The sequence below is a fragment of the Isoptericola cucumis genome (genome assembly GCF_014635665.1).
Lineage (GTDB): Bacteria > Actinomycetota > Actinomycetes > Actinomycetales > Cellulomonadaceae > Isoptericola > Isoptericola cucumis.
This window is the reverse complement of the sequence record NZ_BMDG01000007.1, coordinates 149,871-176,444: the sequence shown is the minus strand read 5'-3', so window position 1 is coordinate 176,444 and position 26,574 is coordinate 149,871. Positions and strand designations below refer to the sequence as shown.

Here is a 26,574-nt window from a genome sequence, read left to right as displayed (position 1 = left end):
TCAGCCGGCCGGCTGGAGCTTCTTGAGGATCTCCGCGGCGTCGTACGCCGACCAGACCGCCGGGAAGGCGTACAGGTCGTCGTCGGACGGCCAGCCGGTGAACTTCGCCGTCTTCCACACGCTCGTCGTGCCGCCCGTGAGGATCGGGATGTAGGGCATGTCGCGCACGATCTCGGTCTGGATCGCGTCGAAGTGGGGCTGGCGGGCCGCCGCGTCGTCGAGCGGCAGCCCGGCGAGCTCGGCGAGCGCGTCGTCGACCACGGGGTTGTCGTACCGGGCGAAGTTGTTGCCCGACGTCTCGCCGACCTTCGCGCCGGAGCCCGAGTCGAAGAAGTAGGTGTACAGGTAGAACGGGTCGGGCGCGGGCCCCTGCCAGAGCGAGTCGATGACGAGCTCGTAGCGACCGGAGCCCTTCTTCTCCGTCCACTCGTTCCAGGAGGACTGAGCGGCCTGCAGCTGGATGCCCGCCTCCTTCGCCTGCGACGCCATGGTGTCGATCGCGGTGATGTAGTCGGTCCACCCGGTGACCACCTCGACGGTGAGCGAGAGCTTCTCGCCGTCCTTGGCGTAGATCCCGTCGCCGCCCTTGGCCCAGCCGGCGTCCTCGAGGATCTGGGCGGCCTTGGCCGGGTCGGCCTGCATCGGCGCCACGGCCTCGGAGACGTCGTCCGAGACGAAGTCGTCCTGGCTGGGCGTGAGCGCGAACGTGGGCGACACCTCGTTCCCCGTGTCCATGAACGCGAGCTTGTTGAGCTGCTCGCGGTCCATCGCGTAGTACAGCGCCTTGCGGACGGCGGGGTCCGTCTGCGGCCCCTCGCAGCCCAGCTCGGCGTCGGAGCAGGTGGCGAGGACGGCCTGGTTCTGCCACTGGGTGTACGCGTCGTAGGCCGGGAAGTTCTGGTGGGTGTTCTGGATGTCCGGGATCGGGCCGGTCTGCCAGTCGATGGTCCCCGCGGCGATGGCGTCCGCGCCGGCCTGGTTGCCGGACAGCGCGAGGTACCGGACGTCCTTGACCGCCGGCTCGCCGCCCCAGTAGTCGGGGTTCGCCGTGTAGGTGAAGGCCTGCGGCTTGAACTCCCCGAGCATGTAGGCGCCCGTGCCGACGGGCTCCTCGACGACGTCCTCGACCGGGTTGACGTCCTGCCACAGGTGCTCGGGGACGATCGGCGTGTTGCTGAGCACGTCGGGGCCCTTGACGAAGGCCGGCTTGTCGAACGTGAACGTCACGTGGGTGTCGTCGACCGCCGTCGCCTTGCCGTGGTAGCCGATGTTGTTGATCGACGGGGTCTTCTTCAGCAGGTCGAAGGTGAAGACGACGTCGTCGGCCGTGAACGGCTCGCCGTCGCTCCACGTGACGCCCTCGCGCAGGGTCACCGACAGCACCGTGCCGTCCTCGTTCCACGACTGCTCGGTCCCGAGCAGCGGCACCATGTCGGAGACCTGGGCCTTGTTGGAGAAGAACAGGGGCTCGTAGATCGTGCCGAGCCCGCCGATCTTCGTGGGCGAGAAGGGGTTGAAGTTGATCTGGTAGTCGCCGGCCTGGCCGGTGTACGCGACGAGGGTCGCGTCCTGGCCGCTCGCCGACCCCCCGCCGCCGGCCGAGCCGCCGCCGCACCCGGCGGCGAGCAGGGCGAACGCCGCCGCCCCGACGAGGGTCGCCGACCGGCGCGCTGTGCGTGTCCTCGGGAACATCTCTGGTCCTCTCCTTGGTCGGGTGCCGTCGGTGGCGCCCGCTCGTGGGCCGTCGCCACTTCGCGACGCAGGTCACTTTAACGCTTAAGTTAGAGTCGTCAAGGTCCCGACCGTCGACCGACCCCGAGCCACCGCCAGGAGCACCATGACCGCAGAGCCCCGCACTCCTACCGTCCTGCGCCGCGACGGCGTCGCCGTGATCACGACGTCCGGCGCCGACGGCCTGCCGTGCGTGCTGCACTGGGGCGCCGACCTCGGGCCGTTGGAGGCCGCCGACGTCGACGCGCTCGAGCAGGCCACGAGCCGCCAGACCCCGCCCGGCACCCTCGACGCCGCCTGGCGCCTGCCCCTGGTCCCCCAGGAGTCCGACGGCTGGGCCGGCCGGCCCGGGCTGACGGTCGTCCGGGACGGGCGCCCGGTCCACCCCCGCTGGAGCGTGACCGCCGTCGAGCAGGACGGCCCCGCCACGCTGCGCGTCACCGCCGACGACGCCGCGGCCGGGCTGACCCTGCGCACCCACCTCGAGATCGGCGCGGGCGGGCTCGTCCTGCTCGGGCACGAGCTGACCAACGACGGCCCCGGGCCCGCGGACGTCGAGCTGCTCGAGGCGACCCTGCCCGTGGCCAGGGCGGCCGGCCGCCTCACGCAGTTCACCGGCCGCTGGACCCGCGAGAAGCACCCCGTCACGACGGCGATGCCGCCCGGGTCCACGACGCGCACCTCCCGCCGCGGGCGCGGCGGTCACGACGCGCCGTGGGTGACGATCGCGTCCACGGGGGCACCCCGCAACCGGTCGGGCGAGGCGTGGGCCGTGCACCTGGCCTGGAGCGCGGACGTCGTGCACCGCCTCGACCGCATGACCGAGCACCCCACGCTCCTCGGCGCGGGCGAGCACCTGCGCCCGGGCGAGGTCCGCCTCGCGCCGGGCGAGTCCTACGCGACGCCGACCGCCTTCTTCGCCTGGTCGGACCGGGGGCTCGACGGGATCTCCGACCGCTTCCACACCTGGCTCCGCGCCCGCCCCGGCCACCCGCGGACGCCGCGCCCGCTGGTGCTCAACACCTGGGAGGCCGTGTACTTCGACCACGACCCCGCGCGCCTCGCCGCGCTCGCCCGCCGCGCCGCCGAGGTGGGCGTCGAGCGCTTCGTGCTCGACGACGGCTGGTTCCGCGCCCGCCGGGACGACACCCGGGGCCTGGGCGACTGGGAGGTCGACACCGACGTCTGGCCGGACGGGCTCGAGCCGCTGGCCGAGCTGGTGCACGGCCTCGGGATGCAGCTGGGGCTCTGGTTCGAGCCCGAGATGGTCAACCTCGACTCCGACCTCGCCCGCGCGCACCCGGGGTGGATCCTCTCGAACCCCGCCGCGGTGCCGTCACCCGACGGCCTGAGCTTCCGCACCCAGTACGTCCTCGACCTGGCGCACCCGGACGCGTTCGAGCACGTCCGGTCCCGGATGTCCCACCTGGTGCGGAGCCTGGGGATCGACTTCATCAAGTGGGACCACAACCGGGACCTCGTCGAGCCCGTGCACGACGGCGCCCCCGGCACGCACGTCCAGACCCTCGCCGCGTACCGGCTCCTCGACGTGCTGCGGGCCGAGCACCCCGGGCTGGAGATCGAGTCGTGCTCGTCCGGCGGCGCCCGCACGGACCTCGGCATCCTGGCGCGCACCGACCGGGTCTGGGCCTCCGACTCCAACGACCCCGTGGAGCGGCAGGACATCCAGCGCTGGACCGAGCTCGTGCTCCCGCCGGAGCTCGTCGGCGCGCACGTCGGCCCGTCGCCCGCGCACTCGTCCGGCCGGGCCACCGACCTCTCGTTCCGCGCCGCGACGTCGCTCGCCGGCTCCGCGGGGTTCGAGTGGGACATCCTCGCGTGCACCCCCGAGGAGACGACGGCGATCATGGCGTTCGGCGCGCTCTACCGGGAGCTGCGCGGGCTGCTGCACACCGGCACGGTCGTGCACCCGGACGTGCTCGACCCGGCGCTGCGCGTCCGGGGCGTCGTCGCGCCCGACCGGCGCGAGGCGGTCTTCACGATCGCGACGGTCGCCGCGCCCGCCGAGGCGCTCGTCGAACGGGTCCGCCTCGACGGCCTCGACCCCGACCTGACGTACACGGTGCGCGTGCGCGACGAGGCCGGGCCGGCGCGCTGGGGCTGGATCACCCCCGGGTGGATCGGCGACGGGCCGGTGGCCCTCCCGGGCCGGGTCCTCGCCGGCGTCGGGCTGCAGCCGCCGACCCTCTGGCCCGTCCAGGCGCTGGTGCTGCACCTGGTCGCCGAGCCGGTCGCCGAGCCGGTCGCCGGGCCGGCGCGGTAGTCACCGGGCCGGCGGGGCGGTCGTCCCCCGCACCTTCAGCGTGGGCGTGGAGTCGAGGTAGGAGCCGGGGCGCGCCCCGCCCATGCGCTCGAACAGCCGCCGGGCGACGTGCGCGCCGTAGCTGGTCACGTCGTGGCTGAGGGCCGTGAGCTGCGGGAACGCGGCCAGGCAGAGAGGCGAGTCGTCCCACGCGACGAGCGACACGTCCTGCGGGACGCGCACGCCGACCTCGTGCGCCGCGCCCAGGCCCGCGAGCGCCATCACGTCGTTGTCGTACACGATCGCGGTGACGGCGTCCGGCCCGTCGAGGAACCGGCGGGTCGCCTCGGCGCCCCGCTCGGGCGAGAAGTCGGTGCGCCGCACGACGGCCTGGACGCCCCGCGACGTCGCCTCGTCGGTGAAGGCGACGTCGCGGATGTGGGTGTGCCCGAAGTCCTCGACGCCGGACACCCGGCCGATCCGGGTGTGCCCCAGGTCGGCCAGGTACCGGACGCTCTCGCGCATGGCCGCGGCGTCGTCGGTCCAGACGGAGGTCAGCCCGCCCGCGAGGCTCGGGTCGCCGACGACGACCGCCGGCAGCGCGTCCCGTTCGGCGAGGAGCTCCACGCGCGGGTCGACCGCCCTCGGGTCGACGACGACCACCCCGTCCACGCGCCGGGCCGCCCGCCAGCGGCGGTACGCCTGCACCTCGGCGTCGAGGTCCTCGACCACCTGCAGCAGCAGCCCGTAGGAGCGGGTCGCGAGCTCCGACTCGATGCCGGCCACGAACTGCATGTAGAACGACTCGTACCCGAGCGTGTGCGGGTCGCGGGCCAGGATGAGGCCGACCGTCTCCGCCCGGGCGCCCGACAGGGACCGCGCGGCCTGGCTCGGGGCCCACCCGAGCTCGGCGGCGATCGACAGGATCCGCTCCCGGGTCTCCTTCGAGACGCCGGGGCGGTCGTTCAGCGCGTACGACACCGCGCCGGTCGACACGCCGGCGCGGCGAGCGATGTCAGCGATCGTGATCCGGGCCATGCCACCACCTTCCGAGCAGGATCGTATGCCTCGCGCACCCCCGGCGAGCCGTCAGGGCCACGCCCAGGGGCCGCGAGGACGGATGCACCCGCCTGGCCCTGACAACTCGCGGGGTGAGTGCAAGGGTGATCGCATGACGCCGTCGCCGCCGCCCGTCGACCCGGAGGTGCTCACCGCCGTCGCGCAGGGCACCACGCACGACCCGCACGCGGTGCTGGGCCCGCACCCGCTCGACCCCGGCACGGCGGCCCTCGGGAGCCCCGGCGGCACCGGACGCTCCGGAGGCGCGTGGGCGGTCGTGCGCGTGCTGCGGCCGCTGGCCGACGAGGTCGTGGTCGTGACCGACGACGGCGAGCACCCGGCGACGCACGACGCGGCCGGCGTGTGGGCGGCCGTCGTCCCGGCGCCGACGGGCGACGACGGGTCCCCCGGCGCCCCCGACTACCGCGTGCGCACCCGCTACGGCGACGACGTGGAGACGGCCGACGACCCGTACCGCTACTGGCCGACCCTCGGCGAGGTCGACCTGCACCTCATCGGCGAGGGCCGGCACGAGGAGCTGTGGCGGGCGCTCGGCGCCAACCCTCGCCGCTACCCGGGCCCGCGCGGCGAGGTGTCCGGCACGGCGTTCGCCGTGTGGGCGCCGAACGCGCGCGGCGTGCGGCTCGTCGGCGACCACAACCGCTGGACGCCGGTGCACCCGATGCGTTCGCTCGGGTCCAGCGGGGTGTGGGAGCTCTTCGTCCCGGGCGTCGGGCCGGGCACCCGGTACAAGTTCGAGGTGCTGGGCGCCGACCGGGTGTGGCGCGCGAAGGCCGACCCGCTCGCCCGCGGCACCGAGGTGCCGCCGGCCACGGCGTCGGTCGTCGTGAGCTCGGAGCACGTCTGGGGCGACGACGCGTGGCTGGCCGCCCGCGCCGAGCGCGACCCGCACCTGGGGCCGATGAGCGTGTACGAGGTGCACCTCGGCTCGTGGCGGCCCGGCCTCGGCTACCGCGAGCTCGCCGACGAGCTCACGGCGTACGTCGTCGAACAGGGGTTCACGCACGTCGAGCTGCTGCCCGTGGCCGAGCACCCGTTCGGCGGGTCCTGGGGCTACCAGGTGACCGGCTACTACGCGCCGACGTCCCGGTTCGGCCACCCCGACGACTTCCGGCACCTCGTCGACCGCCTGCACCAGGCAGGCGTCGGCGTCATCCTCGACTGGGTGCCCGCGCACTTCCCGCGCGACGAGTTCGCGCTGGCCCGGTTCGACGGCACGCCCCTGTACGAGCACCCGGACCCGCGGCGCGGCGAGCAGCCGGACTGGGGCACGTACGTCTTCGACTTCGGCCGCCCGGAGGTGCGCAACTTCCTCGTCGCCAACGCGACCTACTGGTTCTCCGAGTTCCACGCCGACGGGCTGCGGGTCGACGCCGTGGCGTCGATGCTCTACCTCGACTACTCCCGCGAGCCGGGCGAGTGGGTCCCCAACGCCCGCGGGGGGCGCGAGAACCTCGAGGCGATCGCCTTCCTGCAGGAGACCAACGCGACGGCCTACCGGCGCAACCCGGGCGTCGTGCTCGTCGCCGAGGAGTCGACCGCCTTCCCGGGCGTCACGCGGCCCACGGACTCGGGCGGCCTCGGCTTCGGCCTGAAGTGGAACATGGGCTGGATGAACGACTCGCTGCGGTACGTCGCCCACGACCCGCTGTACCGCCGCTTCCACCACCACGAGCTGACGTTCTCGCTGGTGTACGCGTTCTCCGAGCAGTACGTGCTGCCGATCAGCCACGACGAGGTGGTGCACGGCAAGGGCTCGCTGCTGCGCAAGATGCCCGGCGACCGCTGGAAGCAGCTCGCCGGGGTGCGGGCGTTCCTCGCCTACCAGTGGACCCACCCGGGCAAGCAGCTCGTGTTCATGGGCACCGAGTTCGCGCAGGACGCCGAGTGGGACGAGTCGTCCGGCCTCGACTGGTGGCACCTCGACAGCCCCGCGCACGCCGGGGTGCAGCGCCTCGTCCGCGACCTCAACGCCCTGTACCGCGCGACGCCGGCCCTGTGGGAGCTGGACTTCGAGGCCGGCGGCTTCGAGTGGCTCGACGCCGACGACGCGGACCACGACACGATCTCCTACGTGCGGCGCGACCGCGCCGGCCGACCGGTGGTCGTCGTGGTCAACTTCGCCGGTGCCCCGCACGAGGACTACCGGCTGGCGCTGCCCGCCGGCGGGGACTGGACCGAGGCTCTCAACACGGACGCCCGCGAGTACGGCGGGTCCGGCGTCGGGAACCTCGGCCGCGTGGAGGCGCAGGCGGTGCCGTCCAAGGGGCGGGCGCACTCCGTGTCGCTGCGCGTCCCGCCCCTCGGCGCGCTGATCCTCACGCCGGCCGGCTGACCCCGGACGGCAACGTGCGTGCTGACCTGATCCTCAAACGGCAGGGATGAGGATCCTGTCAGCACGCACGTTGCTCAGGGGCGCGTTGCTCAGTAGAGGCTGATCGCCAGGCGCTGCCGGGCCTTGCCCACCCGCGGGTCGGTCGGGCCGACGACCTCGAAGTACTCCAGGAGCCGCACGCGCAGCGTCTCCTTGACCTCGGCGTCGGCCCCCGGGAGCATCTCGAGCAGCCGGGCGAACGCGTCGTCGACCTTCCCGCCGAGCATGTCCATGTCGGCGACGGCGAGCTGCGCGTCGACGTCCTGCGGGGCGTCGGCAGCCGCGGTGCGCACCGTCTGCAGGTCCGCGCCGCGCGTGCGCTGCATGAGGTGCACCTGGGCGAGGCCGGCGACGGCGTCGGCGTCCTTGGGGTCCTGCTTGACCGCCTTGGCGTACGCGGCGGCCGCGGCGTCGAGGTCGTCGCGCTCGATCGCGTCGTAGGCCTCCTGGTGCAACGGCGGCAGCGGCTCCTCGACGGGCTCCGCCTCGGCCGGGGCCTCGGGCTCGGGCCCGCCGCCCTGGGCGGGGGCACGCCCGGTGACGCCGTTCTGCTCGGCGGCGGCCAGCAGCTGGTCCAGGACCTCGCGGACCTGCTCCTCCGGGGCGCCGCCCTGGAACAGCGGCAGCGGCTGGCCCTGCAGCACGGCGACGACCGTCGGCACGCCCTGCACCTGGAACGCCGCCGCGACCTGCGGGTACGCCTGCGCGTCGAGCCGGCCCAGCAGGAACCGGCCGGCGTACTCCTCGGCCAGCCGGCCCAGCAGCGTGCCCAGCTCGGCGTTCGCCTGGTCCGTCGGGATCCACAGGAGCATGACGACCGGGTACGTCGTCGAGTCCTGCACGACCTGCTGGAAGTTGGCGTCCGTCACGTCGAGGACGTAGCCGTCCGCGGGCGGCGCGCCGCCCGGCTCGCCCGGGGGCGGGGACTGCGGGCGGTTCAGCGCCGACAGGTCGACGGCACCGCGGGTGCTGATGCTCGGCTCGGGGGTGGCGTTGCTCATGACCGACATCCTAAGAGGGTGGTCGTCAGTTGGACGCCGCGGTCGCGACGTGCGAGTACCCCAGCGGACGGATCTTCTCGTCCGAGTCCTTGGCCGGCACGTAGAGCGCGACCATGTCGGTGTACTCGACCTCCAGCTCGTTGGTGAGGCCCGCGTCGCCGAGCAGCGCCTTCTGCGTCTCGGTGAACGGCGGCACCTCGCCCTCCTCCTCCACGGTGAGCGTCGTCCTGCCGTCGAGGGCCCCCATGACCAGGGCCCCGCCGTCGGCCGTCCGCACGGACCGGATGTCGTCCTTGCGCGCGGAGAACTTCGCCTCGAACTCGCCGTCGGCGTCCTCGAAGCCGGGGGTCGAGCGCACGTTCTTCGCGTCGCCCTGCACCCGCGCGGCCAGGTCCTCCTCCGGCAGGTCGAAGCCCTTCGCGAACGACGACTCCTCCGAGCCGAGGGTGACGACGTCGGCGTACTGGTTGAGCGCGTCGGCCGGCGTCGCGGCCAGCGAGTCGTCGTCGGACGCGACGGCCTCGCTGCCGATGCCCGCGTCCGCGAACGCCGGCATCACGACGCCCGGGAGCAGCTGCACCCAGGACCACATCTTGTACGCGGCGCGGGCCGAGTCCTGCTCGAACGCGACCAGGCGGGGCGTCTCCAGGTCCTCGGTGGGCACCGTGATCGAGTAGCTGGTGCGCGGCCACGTGCTGGTCGTCGGGATGACCAGCTGCTGCGACTCGTCCGGGATCTCGGTGACGAGCGAGCTGTCGTCGCGCGACTTGGCCACGTCGAGCTGGCTCGCGCGCACCTCGAGCGCCGGGCCGGTGACCCGCGACTTGAGGGCGGCCGGGTCCAGCTTCTTGTCGGCCTTCTGCACCGTGGAGGAGACGGCGGACAGCACCTTGGTCTCCTGCTCCTCGGTCAGCACGGGGCCGTCGAACGGCTCGCCGGCCTGCGGCTGGGGCACGTCCTCGGTGCACCCGGCGAGCAGGACCGAGCCCACGACGACGGCGCTCACGGCGGCGAGGCCGCGGCGGGTGGTTCGGCGGTTCATCGGTTCTCCCCGTCGGTCGGTCGGTGGTCGTCGGGTCCGGCGGACCCGCCCCCGGGGGTCTGACCGAAGCCCCAGGTCGCGCGCCAGGCGGCGGCGCGCCCGGCCGGCGTCGACAGGTCGTGGTCCTGCGCGGGGGCGGCGGGCGCGTCGGGCGCCTGCGGCCGCACCGCGGGGATGGAGCCGGTGATGGCGCGCAGCATGCGCGTCACGCCACCCTGCTCGGCAGCCCGCCGGGCCTCCTCCTGCGCGCGCAGCTCGCGGCGCGAGAGGTGGGGGGTCGCACCGGTCGCGGGCCGGGCCTCGGGGGCCGACGGCGCGGGTGCGTCGGCCGGTGCCTCGGCGGGCACGGGCGCGACGGCCGGCGACCAGGCGGTCGCGGGGTCCGCGGCGGCGTCGGCGCCCGGCGCCGCCCAGCCGGCCGGTGCCGCATCGGGCACCGCCGCGGCGTCGGGCTCCTGGGGGGCGGCGGAGCGGCGGCGCGAACGGCGCAGCAGCCTTCCGGCCATCGGCACCTCGGCGGTCCCGGACCCGGAGGGGCCGTCCTCGTCGGACGCGGCGTCGGCCTCGAGGTCGGACGAGCCGTCCGACCCGTCCGACGGGGTGTCGGACGGGGTGTCGGACGCCGGGGACCACGCGGTGGCGCCCACGGGCACGAACGGGTTCGTCCCCGCCGGTGCGGCGTCGTCGCCCGCCGCGGCGTCGGGGCCCTCGGCCGCGGTCCCGGTGGGCGAGGCCGCGCCGGTGCCGCGCCGCGGCGCGTCGTCCCGGCGGGAGCGCGCGCGACGGGTCCCGAGCACGAAGAGCAGGCCGCCCAGCACCACGAGCACCGCGCCGGCGCCGACCGCCGGCCACAGGTACGGCGTGGTGACGGTGCGCGGCCAGGTGAGCTCCAGGGTGGGCGCCTGCGCGTCCTTGCCGACGCCGGCGGCCAGCAGCGTCCACCGGCCCGGGCGGTCGCTCCAGCGCAGGGTCGCGCTGCCGTCGTCGGAGGTCTGCGCGACCCACATGTCGTTGCCGGCCGGGTCCGCGCCGCTCGGGGCGGCCGCGGACTTCTCGGCGTCCTTCTCGCCCTTCGGCGTCTCCTCGGCCGCGCCGGCCTCGACACCGAGCGTGTCCCAGTCCTCCAGACCGGTCACGCGCGAGTAGGGGTCCTTGCCGATCCAGCCGAGGACGTCGACGTCGCGACCGACGACGAGCGTGACGGGCTGCCCTTCGGGACCCTTCGCGCTGACGGTCACGTCACCGCTCACCAGACCCAGGACTCCGGGGTCCGTGACGACCATCGTGCCGTCACCGACCGGTTCGGCCGTGGCGACCACCGTGTCGGAGTCACGCCACACCGTGGCGGACGCGACACCGAGCGCGACGGCGACCAGTCCGAGGAGGACGAGGACGCCGCCCAGAATGCGTTGCAGCACCGAGCTTCCCTTTCGACGAGGACAGTCCAGCATAGGGACGGCACGAGGCCGGCCGTCCACGGACGACCGGGCACCGGGGGCGGTTCACGAACCCTTCACGACTCGCGTACGAGCGCCCCGCCTCCGGCGCGGCGACCGGCCACAACCCGCGCCACCCGACGGCCGCGCGGCGTCCACCTGCCGTCCGGGTCGGCACGATTCGCCCCGAAGAGGAAGAATGCCACGAGTATCGGTGCCTCGGCCCCCGCCACTATCCTGACGTGGCCGGCGCACCCACCACACTCACGGAGGTCTGCACGTGTCCGACGAGCGCACGCTCTTCCCGATCACCATGCGCGGCTACGACCGTGCCCAGGTGGAGAGCCACGTCTCCCGCCTCGAGCAGGCGCTGGAGGAGGCACGTCGCAACGTGGAGGCCACCGACGGTCGCGCGATGCAGCTGTCCTCCGAGCTCGCCGAGGTCCAGCGCCAGCTGCGCGAGAACGAGAAGCCGTCGTACGCCGGCCTCGGGTCCCGGGTGGAGCGGCTCCTGCGCTCCGCCGAGGAGCAGTCGGCCGAGGTCCTGACGCAGGCCAACCAGCAGGCGGCCGACATCATGGCGCGCGCCAAGCTCTCGGCCGGGCAGGTCCGGGCACGCGCGGAGTCCGAGGCGTCCGAGCTGCTGGGCAACGCCCGGCGCGAGGCCGAGGAGATCCGCTCCACCACCGCCGCCGAGGCGGAGGGCACCCTCCTGGGGGCGCAGCGTCGTGCCGAGGAGCTGGTCGGCTCCGCCGAGCGCGAGGCCGCGCTCATCACCAGCACGCTGAGCGCCGAGGAGAGCGAGCGCCGGGCCACTCTGGAGCGGGAGATCGGCGTCCAGCGCTCGACCGCCGAGCGCGAGACCACCGAGCTGCGCGTCTCCGCCGAGCGCGACACCGCACAGCTGCGCGCGCAGGTGTCGGCCGAGTCGGCCGCGATGCGCGAGGAGGCCGAGCGGGAGTCCAACGACCTGCTCGAGCGCACCCGCCGGGAGGCCGCCCGCATCGTGGCCGAGGCGAAGCACCAGGCCGCGGAGGCCGCCGACACCGTCACCGCCGAGCTCGAGCAGCTCCGGGAGCAGGCTCGCGCCGCGCTCGCCGACGCCGAGCTGGAGATCTCGCAGCGGCGCGAGCAGGTGGAGCACGAGGCCGCGGCCCGCCACGAGACGGCCCGCCAGGAGACCGCCCAGCTCGTCCGCTCCGCGGAGGAGCACGCCGCGGAGGCCGAGAAGCGGGTCGCGCTCGCGCTGCAGCAGGCCGAGAGCGTGCGCAGCGAGTCCGACGCCTACGTCAAGCGGCTCGTGTCCGACGCGCGCCGCACCGCCGACGGGATCGTCGCCGAGGCGCGCGAGTTCGCCGAGCAGACGGTCGCCGACGCGCAGGTCGAGGCCACCCACCACCGGACCACGGCCCAGCGCCAGCTCGAGGACCTGACGCGTCGCCACGACTCGATCAACTCCTACCTCGAGGAGCTGCGCGGTCTCCTGAGCACCGAGAAGCCGCCGGCGGACGCCGTGCCGGTCGCGATCGTCTCGGCGGAGGGCGTCGACGGGCTCGACCTCACCCCCGCGCAGGCCGCTCGCGCCGAGGCGCCGCAGCAGGAGCAGCCCGCCGACGTCGCGACGGCCGAGGACGACGCGGTCGACGCGGCCGAGGAAGAGCCCGAGGCGACGACCGACGACGCGACGACCGACGACGCGACGACCGACGACGCGACGGACGAGAGCACGGCTGCCGACGACACCACGGACGACGCCGTCGACGCCGAGGAGTCCCCCGCCGCGACCAAGGCCTGACGAGCCGTCCCCGGCCGGCCGACGACACCGGCCGGCCGGCTCCGGCCCGGCCGGTCTACGGCTCCGGCCGGTACTGCCAGGGCCAGCGGGGCCGGTGGGTCTGCTCCGCGACCCGCCGGTGCAGGAGGCTCAGCGCGGCGGCGACGGTCGCCGGGTCCTCGACGGCGCTCATGTGCCCCACCGCGGGCACGACGGTCAGCGCGCCGTCGTTCGCGGCGTGGACCATGTGCTCGGCGTCGGCGAGCGGCGTGATCTGGTCCTCCGCGCCGACGACCACCGCGACGGGCCCGTCGAAGGCACGCAGCACGTCGGTGCGGTCGGGCCGCGCCGCCATCGCCCGCTGCGCCCAGGCGACGCCGACCGGCGACTGGGCCCGGATCCACGTCTCCAGGTCCGGGAAGAGGTGGCGGCGGCGCGCGGCGCTCGTGGCGCCGAGCAGCGCGGCCGGCATCCCGAGCACCGGGTCGATGGTCTGCGTCTCCTCCACCGCCGCCGCGACGCGCAGCCGCTTCGCGCGCGCCTCGTCGGTGTCGGCGGTCGACTTCGTGTCCACGAGCCCGAGCCCGACGACGAACCCCGGGTGGCGCTCGGCGAGCGCGAGCGCGACGTAGCCGCCCAGCGACAGGCCGACGACCACCGCGTTGCCCTCCCCCTGGTCGCGCAGCGTCGCGTGCACGGCGTCGGCGACGTCCTCGAGCCGCGGCGCCATCCCGGACAGCTCGGAGTGGCCCTGGCCGGGCAGGTCCACGCCGATCGCCCGCACGCCCGCCGGCAGCTCGCGCGCGGCGGCCGCCCACATCCGATGGTCCAGGGGGAAGCCGTGCAGCAGCACCAGGGGCGTCCCGCCGCCGTCGTGCAGCGGGAAGGTCGCCAGGGCTGCGGAGGTGGTGGTCATCGCCTGCTCCTCACTGGTTCGCCGTCGGGTCGGGGCGACGCCGACGGGGTGTCTGGTCAGGTCGTCGGGGCCGCCGCCGGCGCCTGCTGCACCTCGCCGTCGTAGCGGGTGGGCAGCGGCGGGTGCCCGGGCAGCACGTGCTGGACGATCTCGTCGAGCACCCGCCGCACGGCGGGCTCCCCGACCCACAGGTGCTTGGCCCCGTCCACGCCGATGACCTCCGCCTGCGGCACGCGCGCGAACCGGCGGCGGGCCTCGTCGGGGCGCAGGTAGTCGTCGAGCTCGGGGACCAGCACCACGAGCGGCCGGCCGAACTCCGCCCAGCGGTCGAGGTCGGCGTCCGTGGCGCGGTGCAGCGGCGGCGACAGCAGGACCGCGCCCTCGACGCTCGGGTCCGCCCCGTGCTTGAGCACCAGCTCGGTGCCGAAGGACCACCCGACGAGCCACGGCCGCGGGAGCTCCCGGAACTCGGCCAGCTCGAGCGCCGCGGCCACGTCGTAGCGCTCCGCCTCGCCGCCGTCGAAGGCGCCCTCGGAGGTGCCCCGGGGCGACGACGTCCCCCGGGTGTTGAAGCGCAGCACCGCGAGGTCCGCGAGCGCCGGCAGCCGCCAGGCCGCCTTGCGGTAGACGTGCGAGTCCATGTACCCGCCGTGCGTGGGCAGCGGGTGGAGCGTCAGGAGCGTCGCGGCAGGGTCGCGGTCGGCCGGGAGCGCCAGCTCGCCGACGAGCGTGAGCCCGTCCGCGGTGTGCAGGTCGACGTCCTCGCGCCGCGCCGGGAGCACGGTGAGCGAGCGGATCTGGTGGCCGGAGTCGTTGCCGGGGTCGTTGCCGGCGGGGCTGTCGTTCATCACCGCCCAGCCTAGTTCGGTCGCCTGTTCCTGCCCGGCGGCCGGGCCGGTCAGAGGGCCGGTCACCGGGCCGGTCACCGGGCCGGTCAGCGGGCCGGTCAGCGGGCCGGTCAGCGGGCCGGTCAGCGCAGGCGCTCGCGCCGCTCCCAGCAGGAGGCGTGCCAGTGCCGGCGCTGCTCGAGCCCGGCGCTCTCCCCGCCGACGACGTCGCGGGGCCACGCGACCACGTGCGCCGTGCCGGGCGGGATGTCCTGGCGGCACGTCGGGCAGCGGTACGTCTTGTCGCCGCCGCGCACGCGGCGCACCGTCCACTCGCCGTCGCCGGCGCTGACCCGGCGCACCCCGCCGAGCGCGCGGTCCAGGTCGAGCGGCTGGTGGTCCGCCCCCCAGGGGCGCTTGCGGGACGGGCGACGCGACGGCATACCCGCCATTCTCCCCTCCCGAGCCGCCATGGCCTGGACGGTCAGGGACCGGTCAGGTGTGACCGTTACAGTGGCCCGGTTCGTCTCGCCGACCGAAGGATCCCCCGTGAAGCTCCGCACGTCCGCCGGCGCCGTCGCGCTGACGCTGGCCGCCACCCTGACCCTGACCGCCTGCTCCGACGGCGGCTCCGGCTCCGAGGAGAGCGCCTCGCCGTCGGCGTCGAGCTCGTCCTCCGCGGCCGACGAGATGCCGCAGCCCACCAAGGAGGACGTCGCCGCCCTCGAGGCCGTCAAGGTCGAGGGCAAGGCCGGCAAGGAGCCGAAGCTCAGCTACGACAAGCCGTTCGAGGTCTCCGCCCCCACGTCGCGCGTCGTGGACGAGGGTGACGGCGCCGAGCTGACCGAGGGCGTGCAGGTCACGATGCAGCACGTCGCCTACGACGGCGGGGCCAAGAAGGTCGCCTCCACCTGGGACCAGGGCGCCCCGACGAGCTTCATGCTCGGCGACGCGCAGTTCGGCATCCTCACCGAGCCCCTCGTCGGCCAGAAGGTCGGCGCCCGCGTGCTCGTCGCCAACCCCGTGCAGGCGCAGGACGGCAGCACGCAGACGTCGGTCAACCTCGTCGAGATCACCGACGTCAAGAAGATCCCGACGCGCGCCGAGGGCGAGGCCGTCGAGCCGGCCAAGGGTCTCCCGACGGTCACGCTGGACGACTCCGGCAAGCCCTCCGTCGAGATCCCGAAGGACTACAAGGCGCCCAAGAAGCTGACGGCGCAGACCCTCATCAAGGGCGACGGCCCGAAGGTCAAGGAGAACCAGACCGTCACCGCGCACTACTCCGGCTGGACGCTCGACGGCAAGCAGTTCGACTCCTCCTGGGACCGCGGCACGCCGTCGTCCTTCTCCCTCCAGCAGGTCATCCCGGGCTGGACGCAGGGCCTCGCGGGCCAGACCGTCGGCAGCCAGGTGCTGCTCGTCATCCCGGCCGACCAGGCGTACGGCGCCGAGAAGAGCGAGCAGAACCCGCTCGGCGGCGAGACCCTCGTGTTCGTCGTCGACGTCCTGGACGCGAAGTGACCCTCGCCGAGCCCTCGCCCGAGCGCGAGGTCCTCACCTGGACGACCTTCCCCGTCGCGATCCGCGAGCTCGCCGAGCGGGTCGTGGCGAGCGGGTTCGTCCCCGACGTCGTGGTGGCGGTGGCCCGGGGCGGCCTCGTCCCCGGCGGTGCGATGGCCTACGCGCTGGGCACCAAGGGCGTCGGCACGCTGAACGTCGAGTTCTACACCGACATCGGCAAGACGCTCGACGACCCGCGCGTGCTGCCCCCGCTCATGGACACGTCCGACCTGCCGGGGGCGAAGGTCCTCGTGGTCGACGACGTCGCCGACTCGGGCCGCACCCTGGACCTGGTCATGACGATGCTCGCGGAGCACGGCGCCGACGCCCGGTCCGTGGTCCTGTACACGAAGCCGCGCACGATCATCCGCCCGGACTACTCGTGGCGCGACACCGACCTGTGGATCACGTTCCCCTGGTCGGCCGAGCCGCCCGTGACGGGTGCGGCCTCGGCCGACGTCTGACGCTCACCGCGTCCCGGCCGGCCGGCGACGTGCCGGCCGGCCACTGAGCGGCGGGGCGTGCGGGATGTCCTCCCGCACGCCCCGCCGCTGCATTCTGCCGTGGTGCACCACGGCCCCGGAGCCCCGCGCTCCCCACCTCCGCCACGAACGTTGACACGACCAGGTCACCGGCATACTTTACCGATACACACCAGCGTGGGTGTGCCATTCGAGGAAGAGATGCTGTGACCGATCGAGGACTAGGTGCGCGGCCGGGTCGACTCGCGCACCACGATGCGTGCCGACGTCACCACCTCGACGGCGTCACCGACCCGGGGCGCGCCCTCGTCCACCCGGCGCAGCAGGAGCTCCATGATGCGCTCGGCCATGGAGTCGTTGTCGGGGTCGACGGTGGTCAGTCGCGGCACGAGGTAGTCCCCCTCGTCGTCGTTGTCGAAGCCGACCACCTGGACGTCGTCGGGCACGCGCAGCCCCAGGTCGGCCAGAGCGCGCAGCACGCCCATCGCCGCCGCGTCGGTGAGGACGAAGACCCCGTCGAACCCGACCCCCGCCTGGTGGAGCCTCGTGACCGCCTCGTAGCCGTCCCTCGTGGTGAACGAGTCCGCGTCCACGACGAGCCGCTCGTTGACGGGGACGCCCGCGGCCGCGTGCGCCTGGCGGTACCCGCGCGTGCGCAGCGTCGCCATGCTGTCGACCCCCTCGTCCGGGCGCCCGCCCACCAGGGCGATCCGGCGGGAGCCGCGCTCGATCAGGTGGGTGGTCGCGAGGACCGCGCCGCCGATGTTGTCCATCATCACGTGGTCGAACGGGCCGGCGAGGCGCCGCTCGCCGAGCAGGACGACCGGTACCTCGATGCCGGCGCCGCTCACCTCGGCCGTGTCGAGCTGGACCGGGCTGAAGACCAGCCCGTCGTACGGACGGACCCGCTCGGGCGAGATGGCCGCGATCTCGCCGTCCCTGCTGGCCCCGGTCCGCTCGATGATCACGTGGTGCCCGCGCGCCCGCGCCAGCGTGTCGAGACGAGCGGCGAGGTGCGCGTAGTACGGCCCGTCGAGGTGCGGCACGAGCAGGCCGATCGCCCCGCTGCGGCCGGCCCGCAGCCGGCGCGCCGTCGCGTTGACCTGGTAGCCGAGCCGCGCGACGGCGGCGAGCACCCGGGCCCGGGTCTCCTCGCTCGCCCCCGGCCGCCCGTTGATGACGTTCGAGACCGTCATCTTCGACACGCCGGCCTCGTGCGCCACGTCGCTCATCTTCACCACGCCACCCATGATGCCCTGCCCCCGAGGAGGACCACACCGTCGTGAAACAGCTCCTGTACTCGAAGCGGGTCGCGCCCTACGTCTTCATCCTCCCGTTCCTCATCACCCTGGCCGTGTTCTGGGTCGTCCCGCTCGGCCGCTCCTTCGTGATGAGCACGCAGGAGGTGCTCTACGGCCAGGCGACGTTCATCGGCGCCGACAACTACGCACGGCTCTGGCGGGACGAGATCTTCTGGAAGGCGATGTTCAACAGCATGCGGTACATGGTGCTGACCATCCTCCTGCTGGTCCCGATCCCGCTGGTCCTCGCGGCGCTCGTCAACGCGAAGATCGGGAGCCCGCGCGTCAAGGCCTTCTTCAAGGCGTCGATGTTCGTCCCGGCACTGACCTCGGTCGTCGTCGCCGGGATCGTCTTCCGCCTGATCTTCGCCGAGTCGGACTCGGCCATGATGAACCAGGTCGCCGAGTTCTTCGGGCTCGGGCCGGTCCGGTGGCTGCGCGGGGACCTCACCGGCCTCGCCGCGCTGCTCTCCCTCGCCCTGTGGCGGTGGACCGGCGTCAACATGATGTATTTCGTCGCCGGGATGCAGTCGATCCCGTCGGAGTACTACGAGGCGGCGTCGATGGACGGGGCCGGCAAGTTCCGGCAGTTCCTCCTCATCACCGTCCCCAACCTCAAGCCCACGATCGTGTACGTCGTCACGATCAGCATCTACGGCGGCCTCGCGATGTTCCTCGAGAGCTTCATGCTCTACGCCGGGAACAACTCCCCCAACAACCAGGGGCTCACCGTCGTCGGCTACCTCTACCGCAAGGGCATCGAGGAGAACGACCTCGGCTTCGCCTCGGCGGTCGGCGTCGTGCTGCTCGTGATCGTCATGACGATCAACCTCACCTACCTCGTCGCCAGCGGCACGTTCAAGAAGCAGGAGGCGTGATGGCCGCGAACCCGCCCACCGCCGTGCGGCCCACCCCCGCCCCGCAGGGGGCGGACGGCGGCGAGCGCCCGCGGTCCGCCCCCCGGACCGCCGCCGGGCGCGCCCGGTTCTCGCCGACCGCGGGGGCGTGGATCCAGGCCGGCTTCCTCGTGCTGATCGCCGCGATCGCCCTGGTGCCGCTCGTCGCGATCTTCGTCGGGACCTTCCAGGACGGCAACGACGTGATCCGCCGCGGCATGACGTTCGACGTCGACCTCGGCGCGCTCAGCCTCGACAACTACGTGCTGCTCTTCACGGACTCGGGACCGTACTTCCGGTGGTTCGCCAACTCCCTCCTGCTGACCGTGGCGCAGGTGGCGGGCACCCTCCTCGTGAGCTCGTTCGTCGCCTACGGCTTCGCCATGTACGAGTTCCGGGGCAAGACGCTGTGGTTCGTCATGGTGCTCCTCGTCATGACGGTGCCGTTCGAGATGCTCATGCTCCCGCTCTACGTCCAGGTCAACGACATGGGCCTGGCGGACACCTACACGGTGATCGTGCTGCCCTTCCTCGCGGCCGCCGTGACGATCTTCTTCTTCCGGCAGTACTTCCTGGGCATACCGCGGGAGCTGCTCGAGGCCGGGCGCGTCGACGGGGTGACCGAGTACGGCATCTTCTTCCGCATCGTGCTGCCGATCTCCAAGCCCGCCATGGCGGCGATGGCGATCCTCAACGGAATGATCTGCTGGAACAACTTCCTGTGGCCCCTCCTCGTGCTGCGCACGCCCGAGAAGTTCACGCTCCCGATCGGCCTCAACACCCTGCTGACGCCCTACGGGAACAACTACGAGCTCCTCATCATCGGCGCGTTCTTCTCGCTCATCCCGATCCTCATCCTGTTTCTCGCGTTCCAGCGGTTCTTCATCGAGGGCATGACCGCCGGCGCCGTCAAGGGTTGACCTACCAGAACGGAGAAGTTCCCATGAGCAAGCTACGCAACAGCACGGCGGCGCTCGCCGCCGCGACCGCAGTCTCGGTGCTCGCCGCCTGCAGCGGCGGCGGCCAGTCGGCGGAGCCGACCACGAACGCCGACGGTTCCACGACGCTGAACATGTGGACGTTCGCCGACGTCCACGCGGCCTACTACGAGGAGATGGCCGCGCAGTGGAACGAGGCGAACCCCGACAAGGAGATCCAGCTCGAGGTCACCGTCTACCCCTATGACGACATGCACAACAAGCTGCAGCTCGCCTTCAACTCGGGCGAGGGCCTGCCCGACGTGGTGGACATCGAGGTGAACAAGTTCGCCAACTTCGTCAAGGGCGAGACTCCCCCGCTGCTCGATCTGACCGATGCCGCGGAGCCGTACGTGGACGACGTCGTCCAGGCACGCCTCGACCTGTACAGCAAGGACGGCCGCGTGTACGGCTTCCCCACGCACGTGGGCGCGTTCGTCGCGTTCTACAACACCGAGCTGCTCGAGGGCGCCGGGATCGACTACACGACCATCGAGACCTGGGACGACTTCCAGGAGGCGGGCAGCAAGTACCACGCCGCCACCGACAAGGCGTTCGGGGTCGCGAGCACCAGCGTCAACTTCCTCGAGCCGCTCGTCACGGCGCAGCTCGGCGGGCAGTTCTTCGACGCCGAGGGCAACGTCCAGGTCGACAGCCCCGAGGTCGTCGAGGCGGTCTCCATGATCCAGGAGATGCAGGACGCCGGCGCGGTCTCGACGATCCCCGGCGGCAGCCCCGACTCGGAGGAGGCGTTCGGCGCCATCAACGACGGGAAGTACGCCGCGATCGTGTACCCGGCGTGGTACACGTCCCGGTACGTCGACTACATGCCCGACCTGGCCGGCAAGGTAGCCATCGCGCCCGCGCCCGTGCAGGACGGCGCCCAGGTGCGGACCATCGGCGGTGGCGGCACAGGCACGTCGGTCCCGGTGGCCTCGCCGAACCAGGACCTCGCCTCCGAGTGGCTCGCCTTCGCCAAGCTGTCGCCCGAGGCCAACGTCGCCGTGTGGGAGGAGCTCGGCTTCGACCCCGTGAACATGGCGGTCTGGGAGGACGAGGAGGTCACCAAGAACCCCGAGAACAAGTTCAACAAGTACTTCCAGACCAACCTGTTCGACGTGCTGAACGAGGTGAAGGACGGCATCGGGCACCTCGAGTCGTTCAGCGACCCGAGCTGGCCGACCGTGGACAACACGTTCACCACCGTCACGCTCAACGACGTCTACGAGAACGGCGTGCCCGCCCCCGACGCGCTCGCCAAGGCCCAGTCCAGCCTGCAGAACGAGCTCGGGCAGTAGCCGCGGCGACGGCACACCGACAAGACCCCGAAGACCCCGAAGCCCCAGGAGCGAATCGCCTCATGCTGTCTGCCACCGTCACCGCCGATCCGGCGTTCGTCGTCGGGCCCGTGCGCCGTCGCACGTTCGGCTCGTTCGTCGAGCACCTCGGCCGGTCCGTGTACACCGGGATTCACGACCCGCAGCACCCCAGCGCCGACGCGGACGGGTTCCGCGGCGACGTGATCGAGCTGGTGCGGGAGCTGGGGGTGTCCACGGTCCGCTACCCGGGAGGCAACTTCGTGTCCGGGTACCGGTGGGAGGACGGGATCGGCCCGGTCGCCCAGCGACCTCGGCGCCTGGACCTGGCGTGGCACTCGACCGAGCCGAACCTCGTCGGCGTGGACGAGTTTATGCGCTGGTGCGCCAGGGCAGGCGTCGAGCCGATGATGGCGGTCAACCTCGGCACCCGCGGGGTGCAGGAGGCCCTGGACCTGCTGGAGTACTGCAACGTGGCGGGCGGCACCCGGTGGTCCGACCGGCGGCGGGAGAACGGCACCGCCGACCCGTACCGCATCTCGATGTGGTGCCTCGGCAACGAGATGGACGGGCCGTGGCAGGTCGGGCACAAGAGGGCGGGCGAGTACGGACGCCTGGCCGCCGAGACCGCGCGCGCCATGCGGATGGTCGACCCGGACCTGGAGCTGGTGGTCTGCGGCTCCTCCGGGTCGGCCATGCCGACGTTCGGCGAGTGGGAGCACGTGGTGCTCTCCGAGGCGTACGAGCACGTCGACCACGTCTCCGCGCACGCGTACTACTGGGAGACCGACGGCGACCTCGCCTCGTTCCTCGCGTCCACCGTCGACATGGACCACTTCATCGAGGCCGTGACCGCGACCGCCGACGCGGTGCGCGCGGCGGGCAAGCACACCAAGCGCATCAACATCTCGTTCGACGAGTGGAACGTCTGGTACCAGCACCGCGCGGAGTCCCGGCCACCGAGCGGCGACGACTGGCCGGTGGCTCCCGTGCTGCTCGAGGACCGGTACAACGTCGCCGACGCCGTCGTGGTCGGGTCGATGCTCATCAGCCTCCTGCGGCACACCGACCGGGTGCACGCCGCGTCGCTCGCGCAGCTCGTGAACGTCATCGCGCCGATCATGACGGAGCCGGGCGGCCGGATCTGGCGCCAGACGACGTTCCACCCCTTCGCCCTCACCGCCCGGTACGCGAAGGGCGAGGTGCTGCGCCTCGCCGTCGACTCCCCGGTACACGAGACGGCGCGGTTCGGCGACGTCGCGACGCTCGACGCCGTCGCGACCCACGACCCGGAGACCGGCGAGGTCGTGCTGCTCGCGACCAACCGCTCCGTGACCGACGACGTCGTGCTCGACGTCGACCTGCGCGGGTTCCCCGGCCTCCGCGTCGTCGAGGCCCGCACGCTGTCCCACCCCGACCACACGTGGTCGGCCACGGCCGACGACGAGTCGAGCGTCCTGCCGCGGGCCAACACCACGGCCAAGGTCGCCGGCGCGCGCGCCCGCGCCGAGCTGCCACCCGTGTCCTGGTCGATGATCCGCCTCGGCCGCGCCTGAACCCGCCGCGGCCGGTCCCGCACGCGCGAGGCCCGGCACCGCACGACGGCGGTGCCGGGCCTCGTCATGCTCGCTACGGAGCGCAGGTCCGGGTCAGAAGTCCCAGTCGTCGTCCTCGGTCTCGACGGCCTTGCCGATGACGTACGACGAGCCGGACCCCGAGAAGAAGTCGTGGTTCTCGTCGGCGTTCGGGCTCAGCGCCGCGAGGATCGCCGGGTTGACGTCGGTCTCGTCCTTGGGGAACAGCCCCTCGTAGCCCAGGTTCATCAGGGCCTTGTTGGCGTTGTACCGCAGGAACTTCTTGACGTCCTCCGTGAGCCCCAGCGGCCCGTACAGCGACTCCGTGTACTCGACCTCGTTCTCGTACAGCTCGAAGAGCAGGTCGAAGGTGTAGGCCTTGAGCTCGTCCTGCTCCGCCTGCGGGAGCTTCGCGAGGCCCTTCTGGTACTTGTAGCCGATGTAGTACCCGTGCACGGCCTCGTCGCGGATGATCAGGCGGATGAGGTCGGCGGTGTTGGTGAGCTTCGCCCGGCTCGCCCAGTACATCGGCGCGTAGAAGCCCGAGTAGAAGAGGAACGACTCGAGCATGGTCGAGGCGACCTTGCGCTTGAGCGGGTCGTCGCCGCGGTAGTACTCGAGGACGATCTCGGCCTTGCGCTGCAGGTTCGGGTTGGCCTCCGACCAGGCGAAGGCGTCGTCGATCTCCTTGGTGGAGATCAGCGTGGAGAAGATCGACGAGTAGCTCTTGGCGTGCACCGACTCCATGAACGCGATGTTCGTGTACACCGCCTCCTCGTGCGGCGTCAGCGCGTCCGGGATGAGCGAGACGGCGCCCACCGTGCCCTGGATCGTGTCCAGCAGGGTGAGGCCCGTGAACACCCGGGTGGTCATGAGCTTCTCGTCGTCCGAGAGGGTGTGCCACGACTGGATGTCGTTGGACACCGGGACCTTCTCGGGCAGCCAGAAGTTGCCGACCAGCCGGTCCCAGACCTCGAGGTCCTTCTCGTCCTGCAGGCGGTTCCAGTTGATCGCGGTGACGCGATCTATGAGCTTGAGCGTTCCCGTGGGCGACATGGCTCGAATTCCTCTTCCTTAGCTGCCATCCGGCGATTGGGCGTCTCCAGTGCAGAACGTGCACTGAGGACTCACGCGTCCTTGATTGGTGTGGTAGCGGGTGTGCGCGCTCCGTGCGCTCGAAGGCTTCGGCACGCCCTTCTGCGCGGCGGACATCTTCGCGCGGGTCTCCGGGCTAGCCTTCTTCCCGTAGTTGGGATTTCGCTCGCCCTTCCGCATCTCGGAGAGTGCCGCCCGCGACTCTAGTGACATCGTGTGACCGAAGCTCGGATGGTCCTTACCGAACTTGCCGTAGTTGGGGTTGGCCGGCCCGACGAAGGTTCCCTTCCTCTCCTCGGACCACTTCGCACGCTGCTCAGCGGTGTGATGCTTTCCGTAGAAGGGGTGGAGCGCACCTGGACGACTGATGCCTTTCCGCCCGGTCGACCGCCGTCGTGCCGCCTCCCGCATCTCCTCCGTCCACACCACGCCGGTGGGCCCAAGCCCGCCATCCGCGATGTTCAGAAGTCGATGGCCCTCGGAACGCAACGAGCCGATCCAGATGATCTCGGACTCGCCGAGCCACTCCAGACTTCCCAACTCAGTGTCGAGCTGGTCGACGACAACTTCATCCTTGTGCTTCCGGAGCCAGTCATAGAACGGAGTCTTCCGCCCAGCCCGCGCGTTGCTGAGGTGCCGCCTGAGCCGAGCCTCTGCAGTTCTCGTCGTCAGCCCCACGTACCGATACTCGCCGGAGTCACGCAGGCGTACGCCGTAAACGACACCCACGTGCTTCCGACTTCTCGAGCCATCGGTCACCACGGTCACTCCCTACAGCATGCAGCTGACGCAGTCCTCGACGGACGTCCCCTCCAGAGCAAGCTGGCGGAGACGGATGTAGTAGAGCGTCTTGATGCCCTTGCGCCAGGCGTAGATCTGCGCCTTGTTGACGTCGCGCGTGGTCACGGTGTCCTTGAAGAACAGCGTCAGCGACAGGCCCTGGTCGACGTGCTGCGTCGCCGCGGCATAGGTGTCGATGATCTTCTCGTAGCCGATCTCGTACGCGTCCTGGTAGTAGTCCAGGTTGTCGTTCGTCATGAACGGCGCCGGGTAGTAGACGCGGCCGATCTTGCCTTCCTTGCGGATCTCGATCTTGGCCGCCACCGGGTGGATCGACGACGTCGAGTTGTTGATGTAGCTGATCGAGCCCGTCGGCGGCACGGCCTGCAGGTTCTGGTTGTAGATGCCGTGCTCCATGACCGAGGCCTTCAGGGCACGCCAGTCGTCCTGGGTCGGGATGCGCACCCCGGCGTCGGCGAACAGGCGGGCGACCCGCTCGGTGGCCGGCTTCCACTCGGCGTCGGTGTACTTGTCGAAGTACTCCCCGCTCGCGTACGTCGAGTCCTCGAAGCCGCCGAACGCCCGGCCACGCTCGATCGCCAGGCGGTTCGACGCCGCGATCGCGTGGTACGCCACCGTGTAGAAGTAGATGTTCGTGAAGTCGATGCCCTCGTCGGACCCGTAGTAGATCCGCTCGCGCGCCAGGTAGCCGTGCAGGTTCATCTGGCCGAGACCGATCGCGTGCCCCGACTCGTTGGCCCGCTTGACCGACGGCACCGACTCGATGCTGGTCTGGTCGGAGACCGCGGTCAGCGCGCGGATCGACGTGTCGATCGTGCGGGCGAAGTCCGGCGAGTCCATCGCCTTGGCGATGTTCAGCGACCCGAGGTTGCAGGAGATGTCGCGGCCGACGTGGTCGTAGGACAGGTCCTCGTTGAACGTCGACGGCGTCGAGACCTGCAGGATCTCGGAGCACAGGTTGGAGTGCGTGATCCGGCCCTTGATCGGGTTGGCCCGGTTCACGGTGTCCTCGAACATGACGTACGGGTAGCCGGACTCGAACTGCAGCTCGGCGATCGTCTGGAAGAACTCGCGCGCGGAGATCGTGGTCTTCGTGATCCGGTCGTCGGCCACGAGCTCGTCGTACTTCTCCGTGATGGAGATGTCGGCGAACGGCTTGCCGTAGACGCGCTCGACGTCGTACGGGCTGAACAGGTGCATGTCCTCGTTCTTCTTCGCCAGCTCGAACGTGATGTCCGGGATGACGACGCCGAGCGAGAGCGTCTTGATGCGGATCTTCTCGTCCGCGTTCTCACGCTTGGTGTCGAGGAACCGCATGATGTCGGGGTGGTGCGCGTGCAGGTACACCGCACCCGCGCCCTGACGCGCGCCGAGCTGGTTCGCGTAGGAGAAGGAGTCCTCGAGCAGCTTCATCACGGGGATGACGCCGGACGACTGGTTCTGGATGTGCTTGATCGGCGCGCCGTGCTCGCGGATGTTGCTGAGCAGCAGGGCGACGCCGCCACCGCGCTTGGACAGCTGCAGCGCGGAGTTGATGCTCCGCGCGATCGACTCCATGTTGTCCTCGATGCGCAGCAGGAAGCAGGACACGGGCTCGCCGCGCTGCGCCTTGCCGACGTTGAGGAACGTGGGGGTCGCGGGCTGGAACCGGCCGGAGATGATCTCCGCGACGATGTCGCGGGCGACCTGCTCGTCGCCGTCGGCCAGGCCCAGGGCCACCATGGAGACGCGGTCCTCGAAGCGCTCGAGGTACTTCTTCCCGTCGAACGTCTTGAGCGTGTACGACGTGTAGTACTTGAACGCGCCGAGGAAGGAGTCGAAGCGGAAGTCCGCCGCGTACGCGGTCTGGAAGAGCTCCTTGACGAAGGCGCGCGAGTACTTGGCCAGCACGGCCGGGTCGTAGTACTTGTTCTCGACCAGGTGGTCCAGCTTCTCGTCGAGCGTGGAGAAGTGGATCGTGTTCGGCTCGACGTGCTGCCGGAAGTACTCGCTCGTCGCCTCGCGGTCCTTCTCGAACTGGATCTTGCCGTCCGGTCCGTAGAGGTTGAGCATCGCGTTGAGCGCGTGGTAGTCGAGCTGCATGGTCTGCAGCGGCACCTCGGTGGCCCCGGCGGGCGGGGTCGTGTCC

The 26,574-nt window shown here is 71.9% G+C and carries 21 protein-coding genes; 9 read left to right on the top strand and 12 right to left on the bottom strand.

The window, feature by feature from the left end; translation table 11 throughout:
* On the bottom strand, positions 1–1,692 hold the full coding sequence (locus IEW03_RS11910; protein ID WP_188523899.1) for an ABC transporter substrate-binding protein: 1,692 nt from the start codon (positions 1,690–1,692) through the stop codon (positions 1–3).
* A 145-nt stretch (positions 1,693–1,837) separates the two neighbouring features.
* On the opposite strand from IEW03_RS11910, the gene IEW03_RS11905 reads away from it, so the two are divergent.
* Positions 1,838–4,015, top strand: a complete 2,178-nt coding sequence (locus IEW03_RS11905) for an alpha-galactosidase (RefSeq protein ID WP_188523898.1) — start codon at positions 1,838–1,840, stop codon at positions 4,013–4,015.
* Here IEW03_RS11905 and IEW03_RS11900 read toward each other — a convergent pair whose 3' ends face one another.
* On the bottom strand, positions 4,016–5,032 hold the full coding sequence (locus IEW03_RS11900) for a LacI family DNA-binding transcriptional regulator (RefSeq protein WP_188523897.1): 1,017 nt from the start codon (positions 5,030–5,032) through the stop codon (positions 4,016–4,018).
* A 133-nt stretch (positions 5,033–5,165) separates the two neighbouring features.
* On the opposite strand from IEW03_RS11900, the gene glgB reads away from it, so the two are divergent.
* The gene (glgB, locus tag IEW03_RS11895; protein ID WP_188523896.1) at positions 5,166–7,409 is read left to right on the top strand and encodes a 1,4-alpha-glucan branching protein GlgB; all 2,244 of its coding nucleotides are present in this window, start codon (positions 5,166–5,168) and stop codon (positions 7,407–7,409) included.
* An 89-nt stretch (positions 7,410–7,498) separates the two neighbouring features.
* Here the strand turns inward: glgB and IEW03_RS11890 are convergent, their stop codons facing one another.
* From IEW03_RS11890 to IEW03_RS11880, 3 genes are read right to left on the bottom strand one after another with little or no spacing between them, the layout of a single operon-like run.
* Positions 7,499–8,449 carry a tetratricopeptide repeat protein gene (locus tag IEW03_RS11890; RefSeq protein WP_188523895.1) on the bottom strand — a complete coding sequence of 317 codons (951 nt, stop codon included), beginning with the start codon at positions 8,447–8,449 and terminating at the stop codon, positions 7,499–7,501.
* Positions 8,450–8,474: 25 nt separating this feature from the next.
* The gene (locus IEW03_RS11885; protein WP_188523894.1) at positions 8,475–9,491 is read right to left on the bottom strand and encodes a DUF8094 domain-containing protein; all 1,017 of its coding nucleotides are present in this window, start codon (positions 9,489–9,491) and stop codon (positions 8,475–8,477) included.
* A complete protein-coding gene (locus tag IEW03_RS11880) occupies positions 9,488–10,909 on the bottom strand; it encodes a hypothetical protein (RefSeq protein ID WP_188523893.1) in 1,422 nt (473 codons plus the stop codon). The genes IEW03_RS11885 and IEW03_RS11880 overlap by 4 nt, the downstream gene beginning before the upstream one ends.
* A 298-nt stretch (positions 10,910–11,207) precedes the next feature.
* Here IEW03_RS11880 and IEW03_RS11875 point away from each other — a divergent pair, with 298 nt between their 5' ends.
* Positions 11,208–12,722 carry a coiled-coil domain-containing protein gene (locus IEW03_RS11875; protein WP_188523892.1) on the top strand — a complete coding sequence of 505 codons (1,515 nt, stop codon included), beginning with the start codon at positions 11,208–11,210 and terminating at the stop codon, positions 12,720–12,722.
* A 55-nt stretch (positions 12,723–12,777) separates the two neighbouring features.
* Here the strand turns inward: IEW03_RS11875 and IEW03_RS11870 are convergent, their stop codons facing one another.
* The 3 genes from IEW03_RS11870 to IEW03_RS11860 form a co-directional block, all read right to left on the bottom strand.
* Positions 12,778–13,617 (bottom strand): alpha/beta fold hydrolase, encoded by an 840-nt coding sequence (locus tag IEW03_RS11870; protein WP_188523891.1) that lies wholly within the window; start codon positions 13,615–13,617, stop codon positions 12,778–12,780.
* A gap of 56 nt (positions 13,618–13,673) precedes the next feature.
* Entirely contained in the window at positions 13,674–14,465 is a 792-nt protein-coding gene (locus tag IEW03_RS11865; RefSeq protein WP_188523890.1) for an alpha/beta hydrolase, read from the bottom strand.
* Positions 14,466–14,587: 122 nt separating this feature from the next.
* Positions 14,588–14,887 (bottom strand): Rv1322 family protein, encoded by a 300-nt coding sequence (locus tag IEW03_RS11860; RefSeq protein WP_188523889.1) that lies wholly within the window; start codon positions 14,885–14,887, stop codon positions 14,588–14,590.
* 106 nt (positions 14,888–14,993) lie between these two features.
* Here IEW03_RS11860 and IEW03_RS11855 point away from each other — a divergent pair, with 106 nt between their 5' ends.
* Positions 14,994–15,965, top strand: a complete 972-nt coding sequence (locus IEW03_RS11855) for an FKBP-type peptidyl-prolyl cis-trans isomerase (RefSeq protein ID WP_188523888.1) — start codon at positions 14,994–14,996, stop codon at positions 15,963–15,965.
* A complete protein-coding gene (locus IEW03_RS11850) occupies positions 15,962–16,468 on the top strand; it encodes a phosphoribosyltransferase (RefSeq protein ID WP_188523887.1) in 507 nt (168 codons plus the stop codon). The genes IEW03_RS11855 and IEW03_RS11850 overlap by 4 nt, the downstream gene beginning before the upstream one ends.
* Positions 16,469–16,707: 239 nt before the next feature.
* Here IEW03_RS11850 and IEW03_RS11845 read toward each other — a convergent pair whose 3' ends face one another.
* Complete coding sequence (locus IEW03_RS11845; RefSeq protein WP_188523989.1) at positions 16,708–17,718, bottom strand: LacI family DNA-binding transcriptional regulator; 1,011 nt, start codon at positions 17,716–17,718, stop codon at positions 16,708–16,710.
* A gap of 50 nt (positions 17,719–17,768) precedes the next feature.
* On the opposite strand from IEW03_RS11845, the gene IEW03_RS11840 reads away from it, so the two are divergent.
* From IEW03_RS11840 to arfA, 4 genes are all read left to right on the top strand, one after another.
* Positions 17,769–18,665 carry a carbohydrate ABC transporter permease gene (locus tag IEW03_RS11840; protein WP_188523886.1) on the top strand — a complete coding sequence of 299 codons (897 nt, stop codon included), beginning with the start codon at positions 17,769–17,771 and terminating at the stop codon, positions 18,663–18,665.
* A complete protein-coding gene (locus tag IEW03_RS11835; protein ID WP_188523885.1) occupies positions 18,665–19,603 on the top strand; it encodes a carbohydrate ABC transporter permease in 939 nt (312 codons plus the stop codon). The genes IEW03_RS11840 and IEW03_RS11835 overlap by 1 nt, the downstream gene beginning before the upstream one ends.
* 23 nt (positions 19,604–19,626) lie before the next feature.
* Complete coding sequence (locus IEW03_RS11830; protein ID WP_188523884.1) at positions 19,627–20,958, top strand: ABC transporter substrate-binding protein; 1,332 nt, start codon at positions 19,627–19,629, stop codon at positions 20,956–20,958.
* 62 nt (positions 20,959–21,020) lie between these two features.
* Positions 21,021–22,532, top strand: coding sequence for an arabinosylfuranosidase ArfA (gene arfA / locus IEW03_RS11825; RefSeq protein WP_188523883.1), 1,512 nt, complete (start codon positions 21,021–21,023; stop codon positions 22,530–22,532).
* A gap of 93 nt (positions 22,533–22,625) precedes the next feature.
* Here arfA and nrdF read toward each other — a convergent pair whose 3' ends face one another.
* The 3 genes from nrdF to nrdE are packed head-to-tail and all read right to left on the bottom strand — an operon-like array spanning position 22,626 to position 26,528.
* On the bottom strand, positions 22,626–23,606 hold the full coding sequence (nrdF, locus tag IEW03_RS11820) for a class 1b ribonucleoside-diphosphate reductase subunit beta (RefSeq protein WP_188523882.1): 981 nt from the start codon (positions 23,604–23,606) through the stop codon (positions 22,626–22,628).
* Between the two features lie 18 nt (positions 23,607–23,624).
* On the bottom strand, positions 23,625–24,413 hold the full coding sequence (locus IEW03_RS11815) for an NUMOD3 domain-containing DNA-binding protein (protein ID WP_229737939.1): 789 nt from the start codon (positions 24,411–24,413) through the stop codon (positions 23,625–23,627).
* Between the two features lie 3 nt (positions 24,414–24,416).
* Positions 24,417–26,528 carry a class 1b ribonucleoside-diphosphate reductase subunit alpha gene (gene nrdE, locus IEW03_RS11810; protein WP_188523987.1) on the bottom strand — a complete coding sequence of 704 codons (2,112 nt, stop codon included), beginning with the start codon at positions 26,526–26,528 and terminating at the stop codon, positions 24,417–24,419.
* Positions 26,529–26,574: the final 46 nt, after the last annotated feature.

What these genes read in the sequence shown, in the direction of transcription:
- glgB (WP_188523896.1), top strand. Translation starts at nt 5,166, where the DNA reads ATGACGCCGTCGCCGCCGCCCGTCGACCCGGAGGTGCTCACCGCCGTC.
- IEW03_RS11835 (WP_188523885.1), top strand. Translation starts at nt 18,665, where the DNA reads ATGGCCGCGAACCCGCCCACCGCCGTGCGGCCCACCCCCGCCCCGCAG.
- IEW03_RS11910 (WP_188523899.1), bottom strand. Translation starts at nt 1,692, where the DNA reads ATGTTCCCGAGGACACGCACAGCGCGCCGGTCGGCGACCCTCGTCGGG.
- IEW03_RS11885 (WP_188523894.1), bottom strand. Translation starts at nt 9,491, where the DNA reads ATGAACCGCCGAACCACCCGCCGCGGCCTCGCCGCCGTGAGCGCCGTC.
- IEW03_RS11870 (WP_188523891.1), bottom strand. Translation starts at nt 13,617, where the DNA reads ATGACCACCACCTCCGCAGCCCTGGCGACCTTCCCGCTGCACGACGGC.
- IEW03_RS11830 (WP_188523884.1), top strand. Translation starts at nt 19,627, where the DNA reads ATGAGCAAGCTACGCAACAGCACGGCGGCGCTCGCCGCCGCGACCGCA.
- IEW03_RS11890 (WP_188523895.1), bottom strand. Translation starts at nt 8,449, where the DNA reads ATGAGCAACGCCACCCCCGAGCCGAGCATCAGCACCCGCGGTGCCGTC.
- arfA (WP_188523883.1), top strand. Translation starts at nt 21,021, where the DNA reads ATGCTGTCTGCCACCGTCACCGCCGATCCGGCGTTCGTCGTCGGGCCC.
- nrdE (WP_188523987.1), bottom strand. Translation starts at nt 26,528, where the DNA reads ATGCAGCTCGACTACCACGCGCTCAACGCGATGCTCAACCTCTACGGA.
- nrdF (WP_188523882.1), bottom strand. Translation starts at nt 23,606, where the DNA reads ATGTCGCCCACGGGAACGCTCAAGCTCATAGATCGCGTCACCGCGATC.
- IEW03_RS11860 (WP_188523889.1), bottom strand. Translation starts at nt 14,887, where the DNA reads ATGCCGTCGCGTCGCCCGTCCCGCAAGCGCCCCTGGGGGGCGGACCAC.
- IEW03_RS11900 (WP_188523897.1), bottom strand. Translation starts at nt 5,032, where the DNA reads ATGGCCCGGATCACGATCGCTGACATCGCTCGCCGCGCCGGCGTGTCG.
- IEW03_RS11845 (WP_188523989.1), bottom strand. Translation starts at nt 17,718, where the DNA reads ATGAGCGACGTGGCGCACGAGGCCGGCGTGTCGAAGATGACGGTCTCG.
- IEW03_RS11865 (WP_188523890.1), bottom strand. Translation starts at nt 14,465, where the DNA reads ATGAACGACAGCCCCGCCGGCAACGACCCCGGCAACGACTCCGGCCAC.
- IEW03_RS11905 (WP_188523898.1), top strand. Translation starts at nt 1,838, where the DNA reads ATGACCGCAGAGCCCCGCACTCCTACCGTCCTGCGCCGCGACGGCGTC.